This is a genomic window from Pelomonas nitida (assembly GCF_043555975.1).
Classification (GTDB): domain Bacteria; phylum Pseudomonadota; class Gammaproteobacteria; order Burkholderiales; family Burkholderiaceae_C; genus Pelomonas; species Pelomonas nitida.
Genome location: NZ_JBIGIA010000004.1, coordinates 328177 through 344692, shown reverse-complemented (window position 1 = coordinate 344692; position 16516 = coordinate 328177). Strand labels below are relative to the sequence as shown.

Below are 16516 nucleotides of genomic sequence, written 5' to 3'. Positions count from 1 at the left end.
GCCAACACACCAAATAAGCAAACGTGCCACTACAGAAAATCGACCAATGCGCGCCTAAGTTGTTGATTCCAAATGGACCCGCTGGCGGAAAACGCTCGAAACGGCTGTTTGGTGTCGAACTCGGGGGAGCGGTTCATCGGCACGCCGCTGGGCCGCGTCGACCTCGAGCGCCTGCGCAACGGCCTGCGGCACCCTGGCCTGATCCTGCACGACCTGCAGGACCGCACCGTGCCGTTCGCGGCGGCGACGGCGCTGCACGCCGCCTGGCCCGGTTCGACGCTCGTGCAGACCGCCAACCTCGGGCACCGCCGGCTGCTGGCGGACACCGCGGTCATCGCACAGACCGCCGCCTTCCTGGCCACCGGCAAGCCCGCCTGAACCGCACGCGCCGCGCAGCAATGAAAAAGGGCAGGCCTTTGCGGGCCTGCCCTTCTTGTCGTCAGGGGGGGTGATGCGTGCGAGCGCTCAGTCCGCCTGCTTGCGCAGGAAGGCCGGGATCTCGATTTCGTCCATGCCGTTGGACGACAGCGCCTCGACCTTGGCGGCGGCGCTGCCCGAGCGGCCATGGCGCCACACGCTGGGCACATTGGCATTGGCGAAGTCGCCCAGGCCCAGGCCCACATTGGCCGGCGCCACCGCCGGCGCGGCCATCGCGACGGTCTGCGTCAACACCGGCATGGGCATGCCGTCGGTGCCGTTACGCACGACCTGCTGCGTCTGGACGACCTGCAGCGGCGCCTGCTGGCGAGCGCGGCCCGCCGTCAGGCCGGTGGCGATGACCGTCACGCGCAGGGCGTCGCCCAGGCTCTCGTCATAGGCCGTGCCGAAGATGACGTGCGCTTCCTCGGACGCATAGCGCTTGATGGCGTTCATCGCGTTGCGCGACTCGCTCAGCTTGAAGTTGCTGCGGCCGGCGGCAATCAGCACCAGCACGCCACGCGCGCCGGACAGATCGATACCTTCCAGCAGCGGGCAGGCCACGGCCGCCTCGGCCGCCTTGGCCGCGCGATCCGGGCCGGTCGCCTGGGCCGTGCCCATCATGGCCTTGCCCGGCTCGCTCATGACGGTCTTCACGTCTTCGAAGTCGACGTTGACGAGGCCAGGGATGTGGATGATGTCCGAAATGCCGCCAACGGCGTTCTTCAGCACGTCATTGGCGTGCGCGAAGGCTTGATCTTGCGTGACGTCGTCGCCCAGCACGTCGAGCAGCTTGTCGTTCAAAACGACGATCAGCGAGTCGACATTGGCTTCCAATTCGGCCAGGCCGGCATCCGCCGCCTTGGCGCGCCGGCCGCCTTCGAATTCGAACGGCTTGGTCACGACGCCCACCGTCAGGATGCCCATTTCCTTGGCGATGCGCGCAATCACGGGCGCCGCGCCGGTACCCGTGCCGCCGCCCATGCCGGCGGTGATGAACAGCATATTGGCGCCGGCGATGGATTCGCGAATCCGATTTTCGGCCTCTTCGGCTGCGGATTTGCCCATTTCTGGTTTCGCGCCAGCGCCCAGGCCCGTGGAGCCGAGCTGCAGCAATTGATCCGCCTTGGAGCGGTTCAGTGCTTGTGCATCGGTATTGGCGCAGATGAATTCGACGCCTTGAACGCCCTGGGCGATCATGTGGTCCACGGCATTGCCGCCACCACCACCGACCCCGATCACCTTGATTTGGGTGCCTTGGTCAAACTCTTCGATCATCTCGATGGGCATAACAACCTCCTAACTGGTGCAATTGTGCCGTGGCACTCAATGGATGACTAGTTCCTGAAACAAAAAATCTGGCTCATGGCGATCAAAAATTGCCCATGAACCAATCTTTGACACGTCCGAGCAGCGTTTGCACCGAGCCCGCCTGCTGCGCGGCCTTGAAACCCCGGCTGCGCGACAGCCGAGCTTCCTCCAACAAGCCCATGACTGTCGCCGAGCGGGGATTGGCGACCATGTCATAAAGAGCGCCGGAATAGGTGGGGAGCCCGCGGCGGACAGGTTTTAGAAAAATATCTTCGGCCAGCTCCACCATGCCGGGCATGACGGCGGACCCGCCGGTCAGCACGATGCCGGACGACAACAGTTCTTCATATCCGGATTCCCGGATGACCTGATGAACGAGTGAAAAGATTTCCTCGACGCGCGGCTCGATGACGCCCGCCAGCGCCTGCTTGGACAGCATGCGCGGGCTGCGGTCACCGAGGCCTGGCACCTCGACCTGGTCGGACGGGTCGGCCAGCAGCTGCTTGGCCACGCCATATTCGACCTTGATTTCCTCGGCGTCCTTGGTCGGCGTGCGCAGCGCCATCGCAATATCCGAGGTGATCAGGTCGCCAGCAATCGGAATGACGGCGGTGTGGCGGATCGAGCCGCCCGTGAATATGGCGACATCGGTGGTGCCGGCGCCGATATCCACCAGCGCAACCCCCAGGTCGCGCTCGTCGGCGGTCAGCGCCGCATGGCTGGACGCGCTCGGGTTCAAAACCAGCTGATCGACTTCGAGCCCGCAGCGGCGCACACATTTGACGATGTTTTCAGCCGCGCTTTGGGCGCCCGTCACGATATGGACCTTGACTTCCAGGCGGCCACCGCTCATGCCGATGGGCTCTTTGACCTCGTGGCCATCGATGACAAATTCCTGCGGCTCCACCAGCAGCAGCCGCTGATCGTTCGGGATATTGATGGCCTTGGCGGTTTCGACCACCCGGGTCACATCCACCGGCGTCACTTCCTTGTCGCGCACGATGACCATGCCGGTGGAGTTCTGACCGCGGATATGACTACCGGTAATCCCGGTGTAAACCCGGGAAATTTTGCAGTCCGCCATCATTTCGGCCTCTTTCAGGGCCTGCTGGATGGACTGGACGGTGGCGTCGATATTCACGACCACGCCGCGCTTCAGGCCGTGAGACGGCGCCACACCCAGACCGGCGATGCGCAATTCACCATCCGGCAAAACCTCGGCCACCACCGCCATGACCTTGGCGGTCCCGATATCCAGTCCGACGACCAAATCCTTGTATTCCTTGGCCATGTCTGTCCTCAACGTTTTCTATTTACGGGTTTACCCGAGATCTGCGTCGTCACGCCGCGCAGCCTGACGGCATAGCCATCGGCGTGACGCAGATCGGCCGACAGCAGCGGGCTGTGGTAAGTCGACGTGACCTGCGAAATGGAGCGGGCGAACTGATCGAAGCGCTCGACCACCTCCGCTTGGGTGCCCCGGCCCAGTTCGATGACGGGGCCACTGCCGAAGCTGGCGCGCCAGGAGCCCCGCCCCGACAGGTCCAGCCGCTCCAGCCGCTCCCCCAGCTTGTCGGTCGCAGGCTGCAGCGCACGCCACATGCGCAGCATGTCGCCGGCCGAATGCGGCGGGCCGGCGAGCACCGGCAAGTCTTCGCCCTCGACATCGTCGAGGCTGGCCCGGAACACTTCACCAAAGCTGTTGACCAGCGCGCGATCCGCCGTCGCCTCGGTCGCCGCGTCGGCGCCGTCGGGGCGCGCCTCCCAGAAGGCGGCCGCGCGGTGCTCCTCCAGCGTGACCTTGAGTTGCAGCGGCCAGCTGCGTTGCAGCTGCGCACGCCGCACCCAAGGCACCGCCTCGAACGCCGCACGGCCTTCCGCCAGATCCATGCTGAGGAAGGAGCCGTGCAGACGGGGCAGCGCATTCGCCCGCAGCGACGCCACGCCGTTGCGACTCACATCGCCCTCGACCTGGATGGCGCGGAAGTTGAACGCCGGCAGCCGCACCACCCACCGCACCAGGCCCCAGGCCGCCGTCGCCAGCATGGCGATGGCGAGCAGCCCCGACACCGCATTCATCAGGCGGATGTCCGGGGGCAGCGCGACCGTGGCGGCGGCGGAGTTCATCAGTTCAAGCGCGATCCAGGCGGGCCTGCGACAGCAGCCACAGGCACAGGTGCGGGTAGTCGATGCCGACGGCCTGCGCCGCCTTGGGCACCAGCGAATGCGAAGTCATGCCCGGGCTGGTGTTCATCTCCAGCAAGAAGGGCTTCATGTCCTGCCGGCGCAGCATCAGGTCGGCCCGCCCCCAGCCGCGGCAGCCCAGCAGCCGGTAGGCCTTCAGCACCAGTTGCTGGATCTGCGCTTCCAGCGCGGCCGGCAACGTGCCGAACAGGTACTTGGTGTCGTTGGAGACGTACTTGTTCTCGTAGCTGTAGTCACCGCCCTCGGCACGGATCTCGACGACGGGCAGCGCCACCGCCGCAGCGCCCTGGCCCAGCACGGCGCAGGTGACCTCCGGGCCGTCGATGCACTGCTCGAACAGCAGTTCGTCGTCGAAGCCCAGCGCGAGATCCACCGCACCCTGCATGTCGGAATAGCCGGCCGCCTTGGTGATGCCGATGCTGCTGCCCTCGTGCGGCGGCTTCACGACGACGGGTAGCCCCAGTTCGTCGGGAATGCGGCGGATGCGCTCGCGCGTCAGCTCCGCACGCGTCAGAGCCAGGTATTGCGGCGTGGACAGGCCTTCGTTGGCCCAGACGCGCTTGGTCATGGTCTTGTCCATGGCCACGCCGGACGCCGTCACGCCCGAGCCGGTGTACGGAATGCCCAGCCACTCCAGCGCGCCTTGCAGCGTGCCGTCTTCGCCGCCGCGGCCATGCAGCGCGATGAAGGCGCGCGCGAAGCCCTCGTCCTTGAGCGCCTGCAGCGGCCGCTCGGCCGGGTCGAAGGCGTGGGCGTCAACGCCGATGGATCGCAATGCTGCGAGCACGCCGTTGCCGCTCATCAGCGACACCGGGCGTTCTGCGCTGTGGCCGCCGAACAGCACGGCCACCTTGCCGAGCGCTGCGGCATCAATGTTCAGATCGATGGGAGCAGTCATGCTGCACCTCCTTGGAAATGTGCCGCGACGAGGGCCGGCAGGCCGCTCATCGAGCCCGCGCCCATGCCGATGACGACGTCGCCATCACGCGCCAGTGCGGCAAGTGCGGCGGGCATGTCGGCCACGGCGCGCACGAAATGCGGAGTACCGACGGCCTTGGCAAGCGCCGTGCCCGTGGCGCCGTCGATCGGCGACTCGCCGGCCGAGTACACCTCGGTCAGCAGCACCACGTCGGCGCCCTGCATCACGCGCACGAAGTCGGCAAAGCAGTCCCGCGTGCGCGTGTAGCGGTGCGGCTGGAACGCCAGCACCAGCCGACGGCCGGGGTAGGCGCCACGTGCGGCCGCCAGCACGGCAGCCATCTCGACAGGGTGATGGCCGTAGTCGTCGATGAGCTCGAAGTGGCCGCCATCGGCCGCGGGCCATTGACCATGCTTCTCGAAGCGGCGGCCCACACCCGAGAAGTTGGCCAGCCCCTTCTGGATGGCCACGTCGTCGCAGCCCAGCTCGGTCGCGACGGCAATCGCCGCCAGCGCGTTGCGCACGTTGTGCTCGCCGGCCAGGTTCAACAGCACGTCGAGGTCGGCCGCGCCCTCCCGCCGGCAGGTGAAGCTCATCTGAGCGCCGGCCAGGGCGCGCACGTGAACCGCCTGCACGCTCGCGCCGTCCGCCAGGCCGTAGCAAACGACCGGGCGCTCGATGCGGCCGAGGATGGCCTGCACGCCGGGGTCGTCGGCGCACACCACCGCGGCGCCGTAGAACGGCATGCGGTGCAGGAACTCGACGAAGGCCTCGTGCAGCTTCTCCACCGAATGCCCATAGGTGTCCATGTGGTCTTCGTCGATGTTCGTGACGACGGCCAGCACGGGGCTGAGCTTCAGGAAAGACGCGTCGCTCTCGTCCGCCTCGACGACGATGAATTCGCCCTGCCCCAGGCGGGAGTTGGCGCCCGCCGCATTGAGCTTGCCGCCGATGACGAAGGTGGGGTCCATCCCGGCCTCGACCAGGATGGCCGTGACCAGCGACGTGGTCGTCGTCTTGCCGTGCGTGCCGGCGATGGCGACGCCACGGCGCAGGCGCATCAGCTCGGCCAGCATCACGGCGCGCGGCACCACCGGGACGTGGCGAGCACGTGCCGCGAGCACTTCCGGGTTGTCCGCAGCAACCGCCGTGCTGGTGACCAGCGCCTGCGCGTCGCCGATGTGCGGCGCGGCGTGACCGATCTCCACGCGCAGGCCCAGCGAGCGCAGGCGCTGCGTGGTGGCGCTCTCGGCAGCGTCGGAGCCGCTGACCTCGAAGCCGAGGTTGTGCAGGATCTCCGCGATGCCGCTCATGCCGGCACCACCGATACCCACGAAATGCAGTTTCTGAACGGCGTGCTTCACTTCACCATGCCCTCGATTTCATCCGCCACACGGGCCGCCGCGCGTGGGCGCGCCAGCGAGCGGGCCTTCTCCGCCATGGCCAACAGCGCGCTGCGGTCCAGCCCCGCCAGCAACTCATGCAGCCGCGCGGCCGTGAGCTCGGCCTGCGGCAGATGGATGGCTGCGCCGTGCTGGGCCATGAAGATGGCGTTGTCGCGCTGGTGCGAGGTGGTGCTGACCACCAGCGGCACCAGCACCGCGGCACAGCCGGCCGCGCACAGCTCGCTGACCGTGATGGCGCCGGCGCGGCACACGACGACATCGGCCCAGGCCAGCGCGGCCGCCATGTCGTCGATGAACGGCCGCACTTCGGCCACCAGGCCGGCATCGGTATAGGCCTGCCAGACGGCGCCGAGGTGGTCCTGCCCGGCCTGGTGCAACACCTGCGGGCGTTGCTCCGCGGGCCACAGCGCCAGCGTCTGGGGCAACACCTGGTTCAGCGCGCGCGCGCCCAGCGAGCCGCCCAGCACCAGCAGCCGCAGCGGCCCCGAGGCACGGGCCGGATCGGCCAGACGCTCGGCCGGCGCGGGCAGCGCCTCGATCTCGGCGCGCACCGGGTTGCCGCTGACGACCGCGCCGTGCGTCGACGCCGCCGCAACGCCGTCAAAGCCGAAGGCGATGCGCTGCGCGAAGGGCTTGAGCGCCAGGTTGCTCTTCAACATGGCGGCGTCGGCGTTGACGAGCAGCAGCGGCCGATTGCCGAACACCGCCGCCAGCCCCGCCGGCACGCAGACATACCCACCCATGCCCAGCACGGCCGTGGCGCCACGCCTGGCATAGACGCCGCGCGCCTGGGCGAAAGCCTTGAAGAAGCCGACCACGCCGCGCAGCGCGTGCTTCAGGCCCTTGCCGCGCATGCCGGCAAACGGCAGCGCATCGAGCTCGATGCCGCGTGCCGGCACCAGCCGGTTCTCCATGCCATGCGGCGTGCCGATCCACGACACCGTCCAGCCGCGGCGCTGCATCTCCTCGGCCACCGCGAGACCAGGAATGACATGCCCGCCCGTGCCGGCCGCCATGACGACAAGATGTTTGCCGCTCACGACCGGCCTCCACGCATGAGTTGCCTGTTTTCCAGGTCGATCCGCAACACGACGGCCAACGCGACGCAGTTCATCAGGATGGCCGAGCCGCCGAAGCTCATCAACGGCAGCGTCAGGCCCTTGGTCGGCAGTGCGCCCAGGTTCACGCCCATGTTGATGAAGGCCTGGCCGCCCATCCAGATGCCGATGCCCTGCGCATACAGGCCCGCGAACACGCGGTCCAGCGCGATGGCCTGGCGACCGATGAGGAAGCAGCGGCGCGTCAGCCAGAAAAACGCCAGGATCACGACCGCCACGCCGACGAAGCCCAGCTCCTCGCCGATGACGGCCAGCAGGAAGTCGGTGTGCGCCTCGGGCAGGTAGTGCAGCTTCTCGACACTGCCGCCCAGTCCTTGCCCGAACCACTCGCCACGGCCGAATGCGATGAGGCTGTGTGTCAGCTGGTAGGCCTTGCCCTGCGCGTACTTGTCGTCCCAGGGGTTGAGGTAGGCAAAGATGCGCTCGCGGCGGAAGTCGCTGAGCGTGATCATCAGCACGAACGCGCCCAGCAGCACGGCGACGATCAGGAAGAACATGCGGCCGTTGACGCCGCCCAGGAACAGGATGCCCATGGCGATCGCCGCGATCACCATGAAGGCGCCCATGTCGGGCTCGGCCAGCAGCAACAGGCCGACAAAAGCCAGCGAGATGGCCATCGGCGTGACGGCCTGGAAGAAGTTCTCCCGGGCGTCCATCTTGCGCATCATGTAGTTGGCCGCATACAGCGCGATGCCGAACTTGGCCAGCTCACTGGGCTGGAAGTTCATGACGCCCAGCGGGATCCAGCGCCGCGCGCCGTAGACGACCTTGCCCAGACCCGGAATCAGCACGGCCACCAGCAACGCCAGCGCCACGACGAACACCCACGGCGCGTAACGCTCCCACAGCGAGACCGGAATCTGCACAGTGACGAGCCCACCCAGCAGCCCGAAGCCGATGGCCACCACATGGCGGGTCAGGAAATGCGTGGGCAGGTACTTGGCGAAGCGCGGGCTGTCCGGCAGCGCGATGGAGGCGGAATAGACCATCAGCAGGCCGAAGGCCATCAGCGCGAGCACCACCCAGACCATGGTGATGTCGAAGCCCTGCAGCCGCGTCGGGCGGCCGCCCGAAGTCGACACCCAGTCGCGCACCGGCACGCTGGCGTCCTCACTGCCGTCGCGCCGCCACAGCGCCTGCAGCCGGGTCGTGAAGTGGCTCAGCGTGGCGTTCACAGCGTCACCCCACGGTCGTCCGCCAGTTGCTGCACGGTGGCCACGAAGACCTCGGCGCGGTGGGCGTAGTTCCGGAACATGTCCAGGCTCGCGCAGGCCGGGCTGAGCAGCACGCTGTCACCCGACTTGGCCTGCGCCAGGCACCAGGCCGTGGCGGCTTCGAGCGTGTCCAGGCGCTGCAGGGGCACGCCCGTGTTGGCCAGCGCAGCCTCGATCTGCGGCGCGTCGCGGCCGATCAGGGCGACGGCGCGCGCGTGACGCTGAACGCCATCGGCCAGCGGCGCAAAGTCCTGGCCCTTGCCGTCGCCGCCAAGGATGAGCACGAGCTTGGCAGGCGCGCGGTCGGCGCCCAGGCCGGAAATGGCGGCCACCGTCGCGCCGACATTGGTGCCCTTGGAATCGTCGAAGAACTCGACGCCATCGATCATGCCCACCGGCTCCACGCGATGCGGCTCGCCGCGGTACTCGCGCAGGCCGTGCAGCATGGGCGCCAGCTCGCAGCCGGCGGCCGTCGCGAGTGCGAGGGCGGCCAGCGCATTGGCGGCGTTGTGGCGGCCGCGCACACGCAGCGCGTCGGCAGGCATCAGGCGCTGGATGACGAGCGGCTCGGGCTCGTCGCCCTTGCGCTTCTTGATCGTCGGGTCCAGCTCGCGGGCGCGCACCAGCCAGGCCAGGCCGCCTTCGTCGACGAGGCCGAAGTCACCCGGTGCGGTCGGCGCGTTCAGGCCGAAGCGCACGACGCGGCGCGACACCGTGCGGCCGGGCTTGCCGCGCGAGCCCTTCACGAACACCGGCTGCGGCACGAGGCGCTCGACCTCGGCGTCGTCGCGGTTGGACACGATGACCGACTCACGGCCGAAGATGCGGGCCTTGGCGCGACCGTAGGCGGCCATGTCGCCATGCCAGTCCAGGTGATCCTGCGTCAGGTTCAGCACGGCGCCGGCCGTCGGCTCGAAATTGCTCACGCCGTCGAGCTGGAAGCTGGACAGCTCCAGCACCCAGACGTCCGGCAAGGTCTCGAACACCGGGCCGCGCGGCGGCGGCGGGTCGATGGGCAGCGGCGCGTCGATGTCCGGCAGCGTGGCGATGTCTGCTGCGGGCTCGGCGATCTCGGCCCCCTCGTCGTTGTCGTCGGTGGGCTCCACCGCGTCCTCGTCAGCGGGGGGCGCGTCGGCAACCTCGGCCAGCAACGCAGGTTCGGCGTCTGCCGGCGCGTCGGCCGGTGCGGGATCGGGCTCCTGAGCCAGCGCCTCGGTCAGCGTGTCCAGCAACGTGGGGCCGATGTTGCCCGCGATGGCCACCCGCTTGCCGGCACGCTCGGCGAGCAGGCCGGTCATGCAGGTGGTGGTGGTCTTGCCGTTGGTGCCGGTGATGGCCAGCACGGCGGGCGCGTAGCCGTGCTGGGCCTTCAGTGCGGCCAGCGCATCGGCGAACAGGTCCAGCTCGCCGCGCACGGCCGGGCCATGTTCGTAGACGGCCTTCAGCCGCGCATCCAGCGGCGACAGGCCCGGGCTCTTCAACACGGCGTTGAAGCCGGCAACCTGCTCGGCCGTCAGCTCGCCGGTGACAAAGGCGGCGGTGTCGCCCAGCGCCGCGAGCTGCGGCGGCTGGGCGCGCGAGTCCCACACGGTGACCTGCGCGCCGAAGCGCGCACACCAGCGGGCCATCGCGAGACCGGAGTCCCCGAGGCCCAGCACGAGCACGCGCTGTTCGAAGAGTTGCGGCAGGTCCAGCTTCATGCGATCACCGCAGCTTCAGGCTCGCCAGGCCGACGAGGCACAGCAGCATCGTGATGATCCAGAAGCGGATGACGACCTGCGTCTCGTTCCAGCCGCTCTTCTCGAAGTGGTGATGCAGCGGCGCCATCTTGAAGATGCGTCGGCCCTCGCCGAAGCGCTTCTTCGTGAACTTGAACCAGCTCACCTGCAGCATGACGCTCAGCACTTCGGCCACGAAGATGCCGCCCATGATGCCCAGCACGATTTCCTGGCGCGTGATGACAGCCAGCGTGCCCAGGCCGCCGCCCAGCGCGAGGGCACCGACGTCACCCATGAAGACCTGGGCCGGGTGGGCGTTGAACCACAGGAAGGCCAGGCCCGCGCCCGACATCGCCGCGCAGAAGATCAGCAGCTCGCCGGCCCCGGGGATGTAGGGCAGCAGCAGGTATTTGGAGAACACCGATGAGCCGGTCAGGTAGGCGAACAGCCCCAACGCCGAGCCCACCAGCACCACCGGCATGATGGCCAGGCCGTCCAGGCCATCGGTGAAGTTCACCGCGTTGCTGGTGCCGACGATGACGAAGTACGCCAGCGCGACGAAGCCCCACACGCCCAGCGGCATGGAGATGGTCTTGAAGAACGGGATCAGAAGGTCGGCCTTCGGGGGCAGATCCGTCGAGAAGCCACTGGAGATCCAGCGGAAGAACAACTGCACGACGCCCAGGAAGCTGGTCTCCGACACGCTGAACGCGAGGTAGATGGCGGCGAACAGGCCGATCAGCGACTGCCAGAAGAACTTCTCCCGGCTGCGCATGCCCTCGGGGTTCTTGTCGACGACCTTGCGCCAGTCGTCCACCCAGCCCACGGCGCCGAAGCCCATCGTGACCAGCATCACCACCCACACGAAGCGGTTGCTCCAGTCGAACCACAGCAGCGTGGACACGCCGATGCCGATCAGCACCAGCACGCCGCCCATGGTGGGCGTGCCGCTTTTGGCCAGGTGGGCCTGCACACCGTAGGCGCGCACGGGCTGGCCGATCTTCATCGCGGTCAGGCGGCGGATGACCCAGGGCCCGAAGGCCAGGCCGATCAGCAGCGCCGTCATCGCGGCCATGACGGCGCGGAAGGTGATGTAGTTGAAGATCCGCAGAAAGCCCAGATCCGGGTAGAGGCCTTGCAGCCATTGGGCGAGGCTAAGCAGCATGCGGGCCTCCGTCTCGTGCGGTTTGCAATGCAGCGACCACTTGTTCCATCTTCATGAAGCGCGAGCCCTTGACCAGGGTCTGGCTCACACCGGGTTGTTCCGTGAGGGCCGCAATCAGCGCGGCCGTGTTGTCAAAAGCGCGCGCGCTCGGACCGTAGGCCGCCGCAGCGTCGCGAGCGGCGCTGCCGGCCGTCCAGAGGTGCGCAATGCCGCGCTCGGCGGCGTAGGCGCCGACCTCGCGGTGGAAGGCCGGGCCGTCGTTGCCGACCTCGCCCATGTCGCCGAGCACGAGCCAGCTGTCGCCCGGCAGGCCGGCCAGCACGTCGATGGCGGCACGCACGCTGTCGGGATTGGCGTTGTAGCTGTCGTCGATGAGCGTGCGGCCCTGCGCGTCGCGCTTGAGCTCGGAGCGGCCCTTCACGGCGCGAAAGGCTTCCAGCCCCTGCCGGATGGCCGACAGCGGCGCGCCCGCGGCCAGCGCACAGGCGGCAGCGGCCAGCGCGTTGCGCACGTTGTGCTCGCCGGCCATCGCCAACGCAACGGGCACGGTGCCAGCCGGCGTGTGCAGCTCCAGCGCCCAGTGCGAACCCTGCCACTGGGCGGCACCGGTCACATCGGCCTCGCCGCGCAGCGCGAAGGTCAGGTGCGGGCGGGCACCGGCCATCTCGAACCAGATCGGCGCGCAGGCGTCCTCGGCGGGAAACACGGCGCAGCCGCTGGGCGACAGCGCTTCGAGCACCGCGCCGTTCTCGCGCGCGACGGCCTCGACGGTGGCCATGAACTCCTGGTGCTCGCGCTGCGCGTTGTTGACCAGCGCCACGCTGGGCGCCGTCATCGCGGCCAGCGGCGCGATCTCGCCGGGGTGGTTCATGCCCAGCTCGACGACGGCGGCACGGTGGCTGGTCTCGTCGTCATGGCGCAGGCGCAGCAACGTCAACGGCACGCCGATGTCGTTGTTGTAGTTGCCCTCGGTGGCCAGCGCATCCCCGCCCACCCAGGCGCGCAGGATGCTGGCGATCATCTGCGTCGTCGTCGTCTTGCCGTTGGAGCCGGTGACGGCGATGACGGGCAGCTGCTGCTGACGCCGCCATGCAGCGGCGAGCTGGCCCAGCGCGGCCTTGGCGTCGGGCACCAGCAGGCCGGGCAGGCCGGCCTCAAGCAGGCCGCGTTCGGCCAGCGCCGCCACGGCGCCAGCGGCCTTCGCCTGTGCGAGGAAGTCGTTCGCGTCGAAGCGCTCGCCGCGCAGTGCGACGAACAGGTCGCCGGCGCGCAGCGTGCGGGTGTCGCTGTGCACGCGGGCGAAGCCGGTCGCGCCGTCACCGACCAGCGTGGAGCCGGGCAGCAGCGCCTGCGCGTCTGAGAGCGTCAGGAAGTTCAAAGCCCCGACCTTTCCAGCAGCGCCGCGCGCGCCTCTGCCACGTCGGAGAACGGCCGGCGCACGCCCAGCACTTCCTGATAGTCCTCATGGCCCTTGCCGGCGATGAGCACGATGTCGCGCGCGCCGGCCTCGGTGATGGCCGCGCGGATGGCTTCCTCGCGGGCCTCGATGACGGTCGCATCCGGCGCGCCGGCCGTGATGTCGGCCAGGATCTGCGCCGGCACCTCGGTGCGCGGGTTGTCGGTCGTCACGACGACGCGGCCCGACAGCTTCGCGGCGATGGCGCCCATCTGCGGGCGCTTGCCACGGTCGCGGTCGCCGCCGCAGCCGAACACGCAGACCAGCTCGCCGCCGCGCGCCTGGGCCAGGCCCTGCAGCGCCGACAGCGCCTTGTCCAGCGCATCGGGCGTGTGCGCGTAGTCGACAACAACCTGCGGCAGCTCGCGGCCGTTGCCCACGCGCTGCATGCGGCCAGGCACCGGCGTCACGCGCGCCAGCGCACGGGCCACGTCGGCCAGCGCATGGCCTTGCGCGCGCAGCGCACCGGCCACGCCCAGCAGGTTGGCGGCGTTGTAGTCGCCGATCAGGCCAGTCTGCACGGCGATGGCCTCGGGGCCCTCGTGCAGCGTGAAGGCCAGGCCCTCGCCGGTGTAGTGCAGGCCGCGCGCGGTCAGGCGGGCGTCCTGACGCTCGACGCCGGTGGTCCAGACGTCCAGCGCCGTCAGCTCGGCCGCGAGCGCGTCGCCCTTGGCGTCGTCCAGGTTGACGACGGCCGCACGCAGGCCGGGGAAGCCAAACAGCGCGCGCTTGGCCACCCAGTAGGCGTCCATGTCGCCGTGGTAGTCGAGGTGGTCCTGCGTGAAGTTCGTGAACACGGCGACGCGGATGGCGCTGCCGGCGAGCCGGCCTTCGACGATGCCGATGCTCGACGCCTCGATGGCGCAGGCCGCGAAGCCCTGGTCGCGCATGCGGGCGAAGGCGGCCTGCAGCAGCACGGGGTCGGGCGTGGTCAGGCCGTTGTAGTCCAGCTTGGGCGGCTCGCCGATGCCGAGGGTGCCGACGACGCCGCAGCGCTTGTTCAGCACCGCCGACGCCTGCGCGATCCACCAGGCCGACGAGGTCTTGCCGTTGGTGCCGGTGACGGCGATGACGTCCAGCGCCTCGGTGGGCCGGCCGAAGAAGGCCGCGGCGATCTCGCCGGTGCGGGCCTTCAGGCCGGGCAACGAGGCCACTCGCGCATCCACGAAGCCGAAACGATCGACATCGGCCTCTTCCACCAGGCAGGTGGCCGCGCCTGCGGCCAGTGCATCGGCCACGAACTCACGCCCATCGCGGGCGTAGCCGGGCCAGGCGATGAAGGCGTCGCCCGGCTGCACCTGGCGGCTGTCGGTGCGCAGCGTGCCGGTGCACCATTCGGCGAGCCAGCGCGCGGCGGCCTCGGGGGATTTCAAACGGGTCAACATCATTGACCGCCGGGCCGCCCCAAGGGCGATGAGCCCCCCATCGGGGGCAGTGATCGAAGCGAGCGTGGGGGCAGCATGTCTAGAAACTTTCTTCGGTGGCCACGGCGTTCTTGTTGGCGACGATCTGGCTCTTGACGTCCAGGTCGGGTTGCACGCCCAGCAGGCGCAGCGTCTGCGCCGTGACCTGGCTGAACACGGGGCCGGCGACCTTGCCGCCGAAATAGCTGCCAGCCGTCGGCTCGTCCACCATGACGGCCACGACGATGCGCGGCTTGCCGACGGGGGCAATGCCGACGAACCACGAGCGGTACTTGTGGCTGGCGTAACCCTTGCCTTCCTGCTTGTGCGCCGTGCCGCTCTTGCCGCCCACGCTGTAGCCGGGCACCTGGGCCTCGGGCGCCGTGCCGCCGGGGCCGGCAGCGGCCTGCAGCATCAGCCGCAGGTCCTGCGTGACCTTCGGTGAAAAGACGCGGATGCCGGGCACGGGGTGGTCGTGCGGCTGGCGCAGCATGCTGACGGGGATGATCTCGCCATCGCGTGCGAACACCGTGTAGGCGCGCGCCAGCTGGAACAACGAGGCCGACAGGCCGTAGCCGTAGCTCATCGTCGCCTGCTCGATGGGGCGCCAGGTCTTGTAGGGCCGCAGCCTGCCGCTGACGGCGCCGGGGAAGCTGATCTGCGGACGCTGGCCCAGGCCGATGGCCGTGAACATCTCGTGCATCTCGCGCGGCTCCATCTGCATCGCCAGCTTGGTGGCGCCGATGTTGCTGGAGAACTTGATGACCTCGCGCACGGGAATGAGGCCGTGGGCATGCGTGTCGCTGATGACCGAGCCCTGGAAGGCGTAGCGGCCGTTGCCGGTGTCCACCAGCGTGTCGGGCGTGCTGCGCCCGGTTTCCATCGACAGGCCGGCGATGAAGGGCTTCATCGTCGAGCCCGGCTCGAACACGTCGGTCATCGCGCGGTTGCGCAGCTGCTCGCCGGACAGGTTCTGGCGATTGCCGGGGTCGTAGCTGGGGTAGTTGGCCAGCGCCAGCACTTCGCCACTCTGCGTGTCCAGCACGACGACGGAGCCGGCCTTGGCCTTGTTCTCCAGCACCGCGTCGCGCACGCGCTGGTAGGCGAAGAACTGCACCTTGGAGTCGATGGAGAGGTCGATGTCCTGGCCGTTGGCCGCCGGCACGACGTCACCGATGTCTTCCACCACGCGGCCCAGGCGGTCGCGCACGACCGAGCGCGAGCCTTCCCTGCCCTGCAGCTCCTTCTGGAACGCCAGCTCGATGCCTTCCTGGCCCCGGTCTTCGGCGCCGGTGAAGCCCACCACATGCGCCGCGGTCTCGCGCTCGGGGTAGGTGCGCTGGTATTCGCGGTCCTGGAACACGCCCTTGAGGCCGATGGCCTTCACCGCCTTGCCCGTGTCGTCATCCGCCAGGCGCTTGAGCCACACGAAACGCGATTCGGGGTTGAGCTTGGCGGCCAGCTCCCGGTCGGACATGCCCAGCGCCTTGGCCAGCTCGCGGCGCTTGTCGGGGTCGGTGTCGACGTCCTTCGGGATCGCCCAGATCGACGGCACCGCCACGCTGGACGCCAGCACCTGGCCGCTGCGGTCCTTGATGCGGCCGCGGGTGGCGGGCAATTCCAGCGTGTGCGCGTAGCGCGCTTCGCCCTGCTTCTGGAAGAAATCGCTGTGCAGCACCTGCACGTAGATGGCACGCGCCAGCAGGCCGACGAAGGCCAGCCCCAGCAGCCCCACGAGGAAACGCGAGCGCCACGACGGCGTCTTGGAAGCCAGCAGCGGGCTGCTCGAGTAGCTGACGCCGCGCCCGGCGCCCAGCGCGCGCGCGCCCGCCTGCTTGTCGCCGCGGATCATGGGTTCACCCCCGATGCCACGACCGCCGGCGTGATGACCCGCATGCCCAGCCGCTCACGTGCGACCTGCTCGACGCGCAGATTCGTCGCCTGCGCATGGCGCTCGGCCTTCAGCCGTTCCGCATCCGCCGCCAGGCGCTGGCCTTCGGCCTTGGTGCGGTCACGCTCGGCGAACAGGCGGCGCGACTCGTAGGCGCTGTGCACCAACGCCAGGCCGCTGGCCAGCACGGCGAGCATGAGGACGAGGTTGAGCTTGGCCATGTCAGCCCCTGCTCCCCGTCATTTCAGGCCGAACGCCGGGCCACGCCCCAGCCGGCCCGTCATGGCGATGCG

The 16516-nt window shown here is 69.0% G+C and carries 14 protein-coding genes; 1 reads left to right on the top strand and 13 read right to left on the bottom strand.

Annotated elements, in window-relative coordinates; all coding sequences use genetic code 11:
• Window positions 1–72: 72 nt before the first annotated feature.
• Window positions 73–378, top strand: coding sequence for an alpha/beta hydrolase (locus tag ACG00X_RS07465; RefSeq protein ID WP_394487434.1), 306 nt, complete (start codon window positions 73–75; stop codon window positions 376–378).
• Window positions 379–465: 87 nt separating this feature from the next.
• Here ACG00X_RS07465 and ftsZ read toward each other — a convergent pair whose 3' ends face one another.
• The 13 genes from ftsZ to ftsL form a co-directional block, all read right to left on the bottom strand.
• Complete coding sequence (ftsZ, locus tag ACG00X_RS07460) at window positions 466–1707, bottom strand: cell division protein FtsZ (protein WP_394487433.1); 1242 nt, start codon at window positions 1705–1707, stop codon at window positions 466–468.
• 82 nt (window positions 1708–1789) lie between these two features.
• A complete protein-coding gene (ftsA, locus tag ACG00X_RS07455) occupies window positions 1790–3019 on the bottom strand; it encodes a cell division protein FtsA (protein ID WP_394487432.1) in 1230 nt (409 codons plus the stop codon).
• Window positions 3020–3027: 8 nt separating this feature from the next.
• Window positions 3028–3855, bottom strand: a complete 828-nt coding sequence (locus ACG00X_RS07450) for a cell division protein FtsQ/DivIB (protein WP_394487431.1) — start codon at window positions 3853–3855, stop codon at window positions 3028–3030.
• Window positions 3856–3859: 4 nt separating this feature from the next.
• Complete coding sequence (locus tag ACG00X_RS07445; RefSeq protein WP_394487430.1) at window positions 3860–4831, bottom strand: D-alanine--D-alanine ligase; 972 nt, start codon at window positions 4829–4831, stop codon at window positions 3860–3862.
• A complete protein-coding gene (murC, locus tag ACG00X_RS07440) occupies window positions 4828–6216 on the bottom strand; it encodes a UDP-N-acetylmuramate--L-alanine ligase (protein WP_394487428.1) in 1389 nt (462 codons plus the stop codon). Before murC ends, ACG00X_RS07445 begins: the two co-directional genes overlap by 4 nt.
• Window positions 6213–7298: an undecaprenyldiphospho-muramoylpentapeptide beta-N-acetylglucosaminyltransferase gene (murG, locus tag ACG00X_RS07435; RefSeq protein ID WP_394487427.1), complete on the bottom strand. Its 1086-nt coding sequence runs from the start codon at window positions 7296–7298 to the stop codon at window positions 6213–6215. The genes murC and murG overlap by 4 nt, the downstream gene beginning before the upstream one ends.
• Window positions 7295–8476 (bottom strand): putative lipid II flippase FtsW, encoded by a 1182-nt coding sequence (gene ftsW / locus ACG00X_RS07430; RefSeq protein ID WP_394487442.1) that lies wholly within the window; start codon window positions 8474–8476, stop codon window positions 7295–7297. The genes murG and ftsW overlap by 4 nt, the downstream gene beginning before the upstream one ends.
• Before the next feature lie 71 nt (window positions 8477–8547).
• A complete protein-coding gene (gene murD / locus ACG00X_RS07425; RefSeq protein WP_394487426.1) occupies window positions 8548–10290 on the bottom strand; it encodes a UDP-N-acetylmuramoyl-L-alanine--D-glutamate ligase in 1743 nt (580 codons plus the stop codon).
• Window positions 10291–10294: 4 nt separating this feature from the next.
• Complete coding sequence (gene mraY / locus ACG00X_RS07420; RefSeq protein WP_394487425.1) at window positions 10295–11473, bottom strand: phospho-N-acetylmuramoyl-pentapeptide-transferase; 1179 nt, start codon at window positions 11471–11473, stop codon at window positions 10295–10297.
• Entirely contained in the window at window positions 11463–12842 is a 1380-nt protein-coding gene (locus ACG00X_RS07415; protein ID WP_394487440.1) for a UDP-N-acetylmuramoyl-tripeptide--D-alanyl-D-alanine ligase, read from the bottom strand. Before ACG00X_RS07415 ends, mraY begins: the two co-directional genes overlap by 11 nt.
• Before the next feature lie 5 nt (window positions 12843–12847).
• Entirely contained in the window at window positions 12848–14317 is a 1470-nt protein-coding gene (locus ACG00X_RS07410) for a UDP-N-acetylmuramoyl-L-alanyl-D-glutamate--2,6-diaminopimelate ligase (protein ID WP_394487424.1), read from the bottom strand.
• A 76-nt stretch (window positions 14318–14393) separates the two neighbouring features.
• A complete protein-coding gene (locus ACG00X_RS07405) occupies window positions 14394–16184 on the bottom strand; it encodes a peptidoglycan D,D-transpeptidase FtsI family protein (protein ID WP_394487423.1) in 1791 nt (596 codons plus the stop codon).
• Complete coding sequence (ftsL, locus tag ACG00X_RS07400; RefSeq protein ID WP_394487421.1) at window positions 16181–16444, bottom strand: cell division protein FtsL; 264 nt, start codon at window positions 16442–16444, stop codon at window positions 16181–16183. Before ftsL ends, ACG00X_RS07405 begins: the two co-directional genes overlap by 4 nt.
• Window positions 16445–16516: the final 72 nt, after the last annotated feature.

Excerpts from the sequence above, each read along its gene's own strand:
- ACG00X_RS07465 (WP_394487434.1), top strand. The coding sequence starts at position 73 with ATGGACCCGCTGGCGGAAAACGCTCGAAACGGCTGTTTGGTGTCGAAC.
- ftsZ (WP_394487433.1), bottom strand. The coding sequence starts at position 1,707 with ATGCCCATCGAGATGATCGAAGAGTTTGACCAAGGCACCCAAATCAAG.
- ftsA (WP_394487432.1), bottom strand. The coding sequence starts at position 3,019 with ATGGCCAAGGAATACAAGGATTTGGTCGTCGGACTGGATATCGGGACC.
- ACG00X_RS07450 (WP_394487431.1), bottom strand. The coding sequence starts at position 3,855 with ATGAACTCCGCCGCCGCCACGGTCGCGCTGCCCCCGGACATCCGCCTG.
- ACG00X_RS07445 (WP_394487430.1), bottom strand. The coding sequence starts at position 4,831 with ATGACTGCTCCCATCGATCTGAACATTGATGCCGCAGCGCTCGGCAAG.
- murD (WP_394487426.1), bottom strand. The coding sequence starts at position 10,290 with ATGAAGCTGGACCTGCCGCAACTCTTCGAACAGCGCGTGCTCGTGCTG.
- mraY (WP_394487425.1), bottom strand. The coding sequence starts at position 11,473 with ATGCTGCTTAGCCTCGCCCAATGGCTGCAAGGCCTCTACCCGGATCTG.
- ACG00X_RS07410 (WP_394487424.1), bottom strand. The coding sequence starts at position 14,317 with ATGATGTTGACCCGTTTGAAATCCCCCGAGGCCGCCGCGCGCTGGCTC.
- ACG00X_RS07405 (WP_394487423.1), bottom strand. The coding sequence starts at position 16,184 with ATGATCCGCGGCGACAAGCAGGCGGGCGCGCGCGCGCTGGGCGCCGGG.
- ftsL (WP_394487421.1), bottom strand. The coding sequence starts at position 16,444 with ATGGCCAAGCTCAACCTCGTCCTCATGCTCGCCGTGCTGGCCAGCGGC.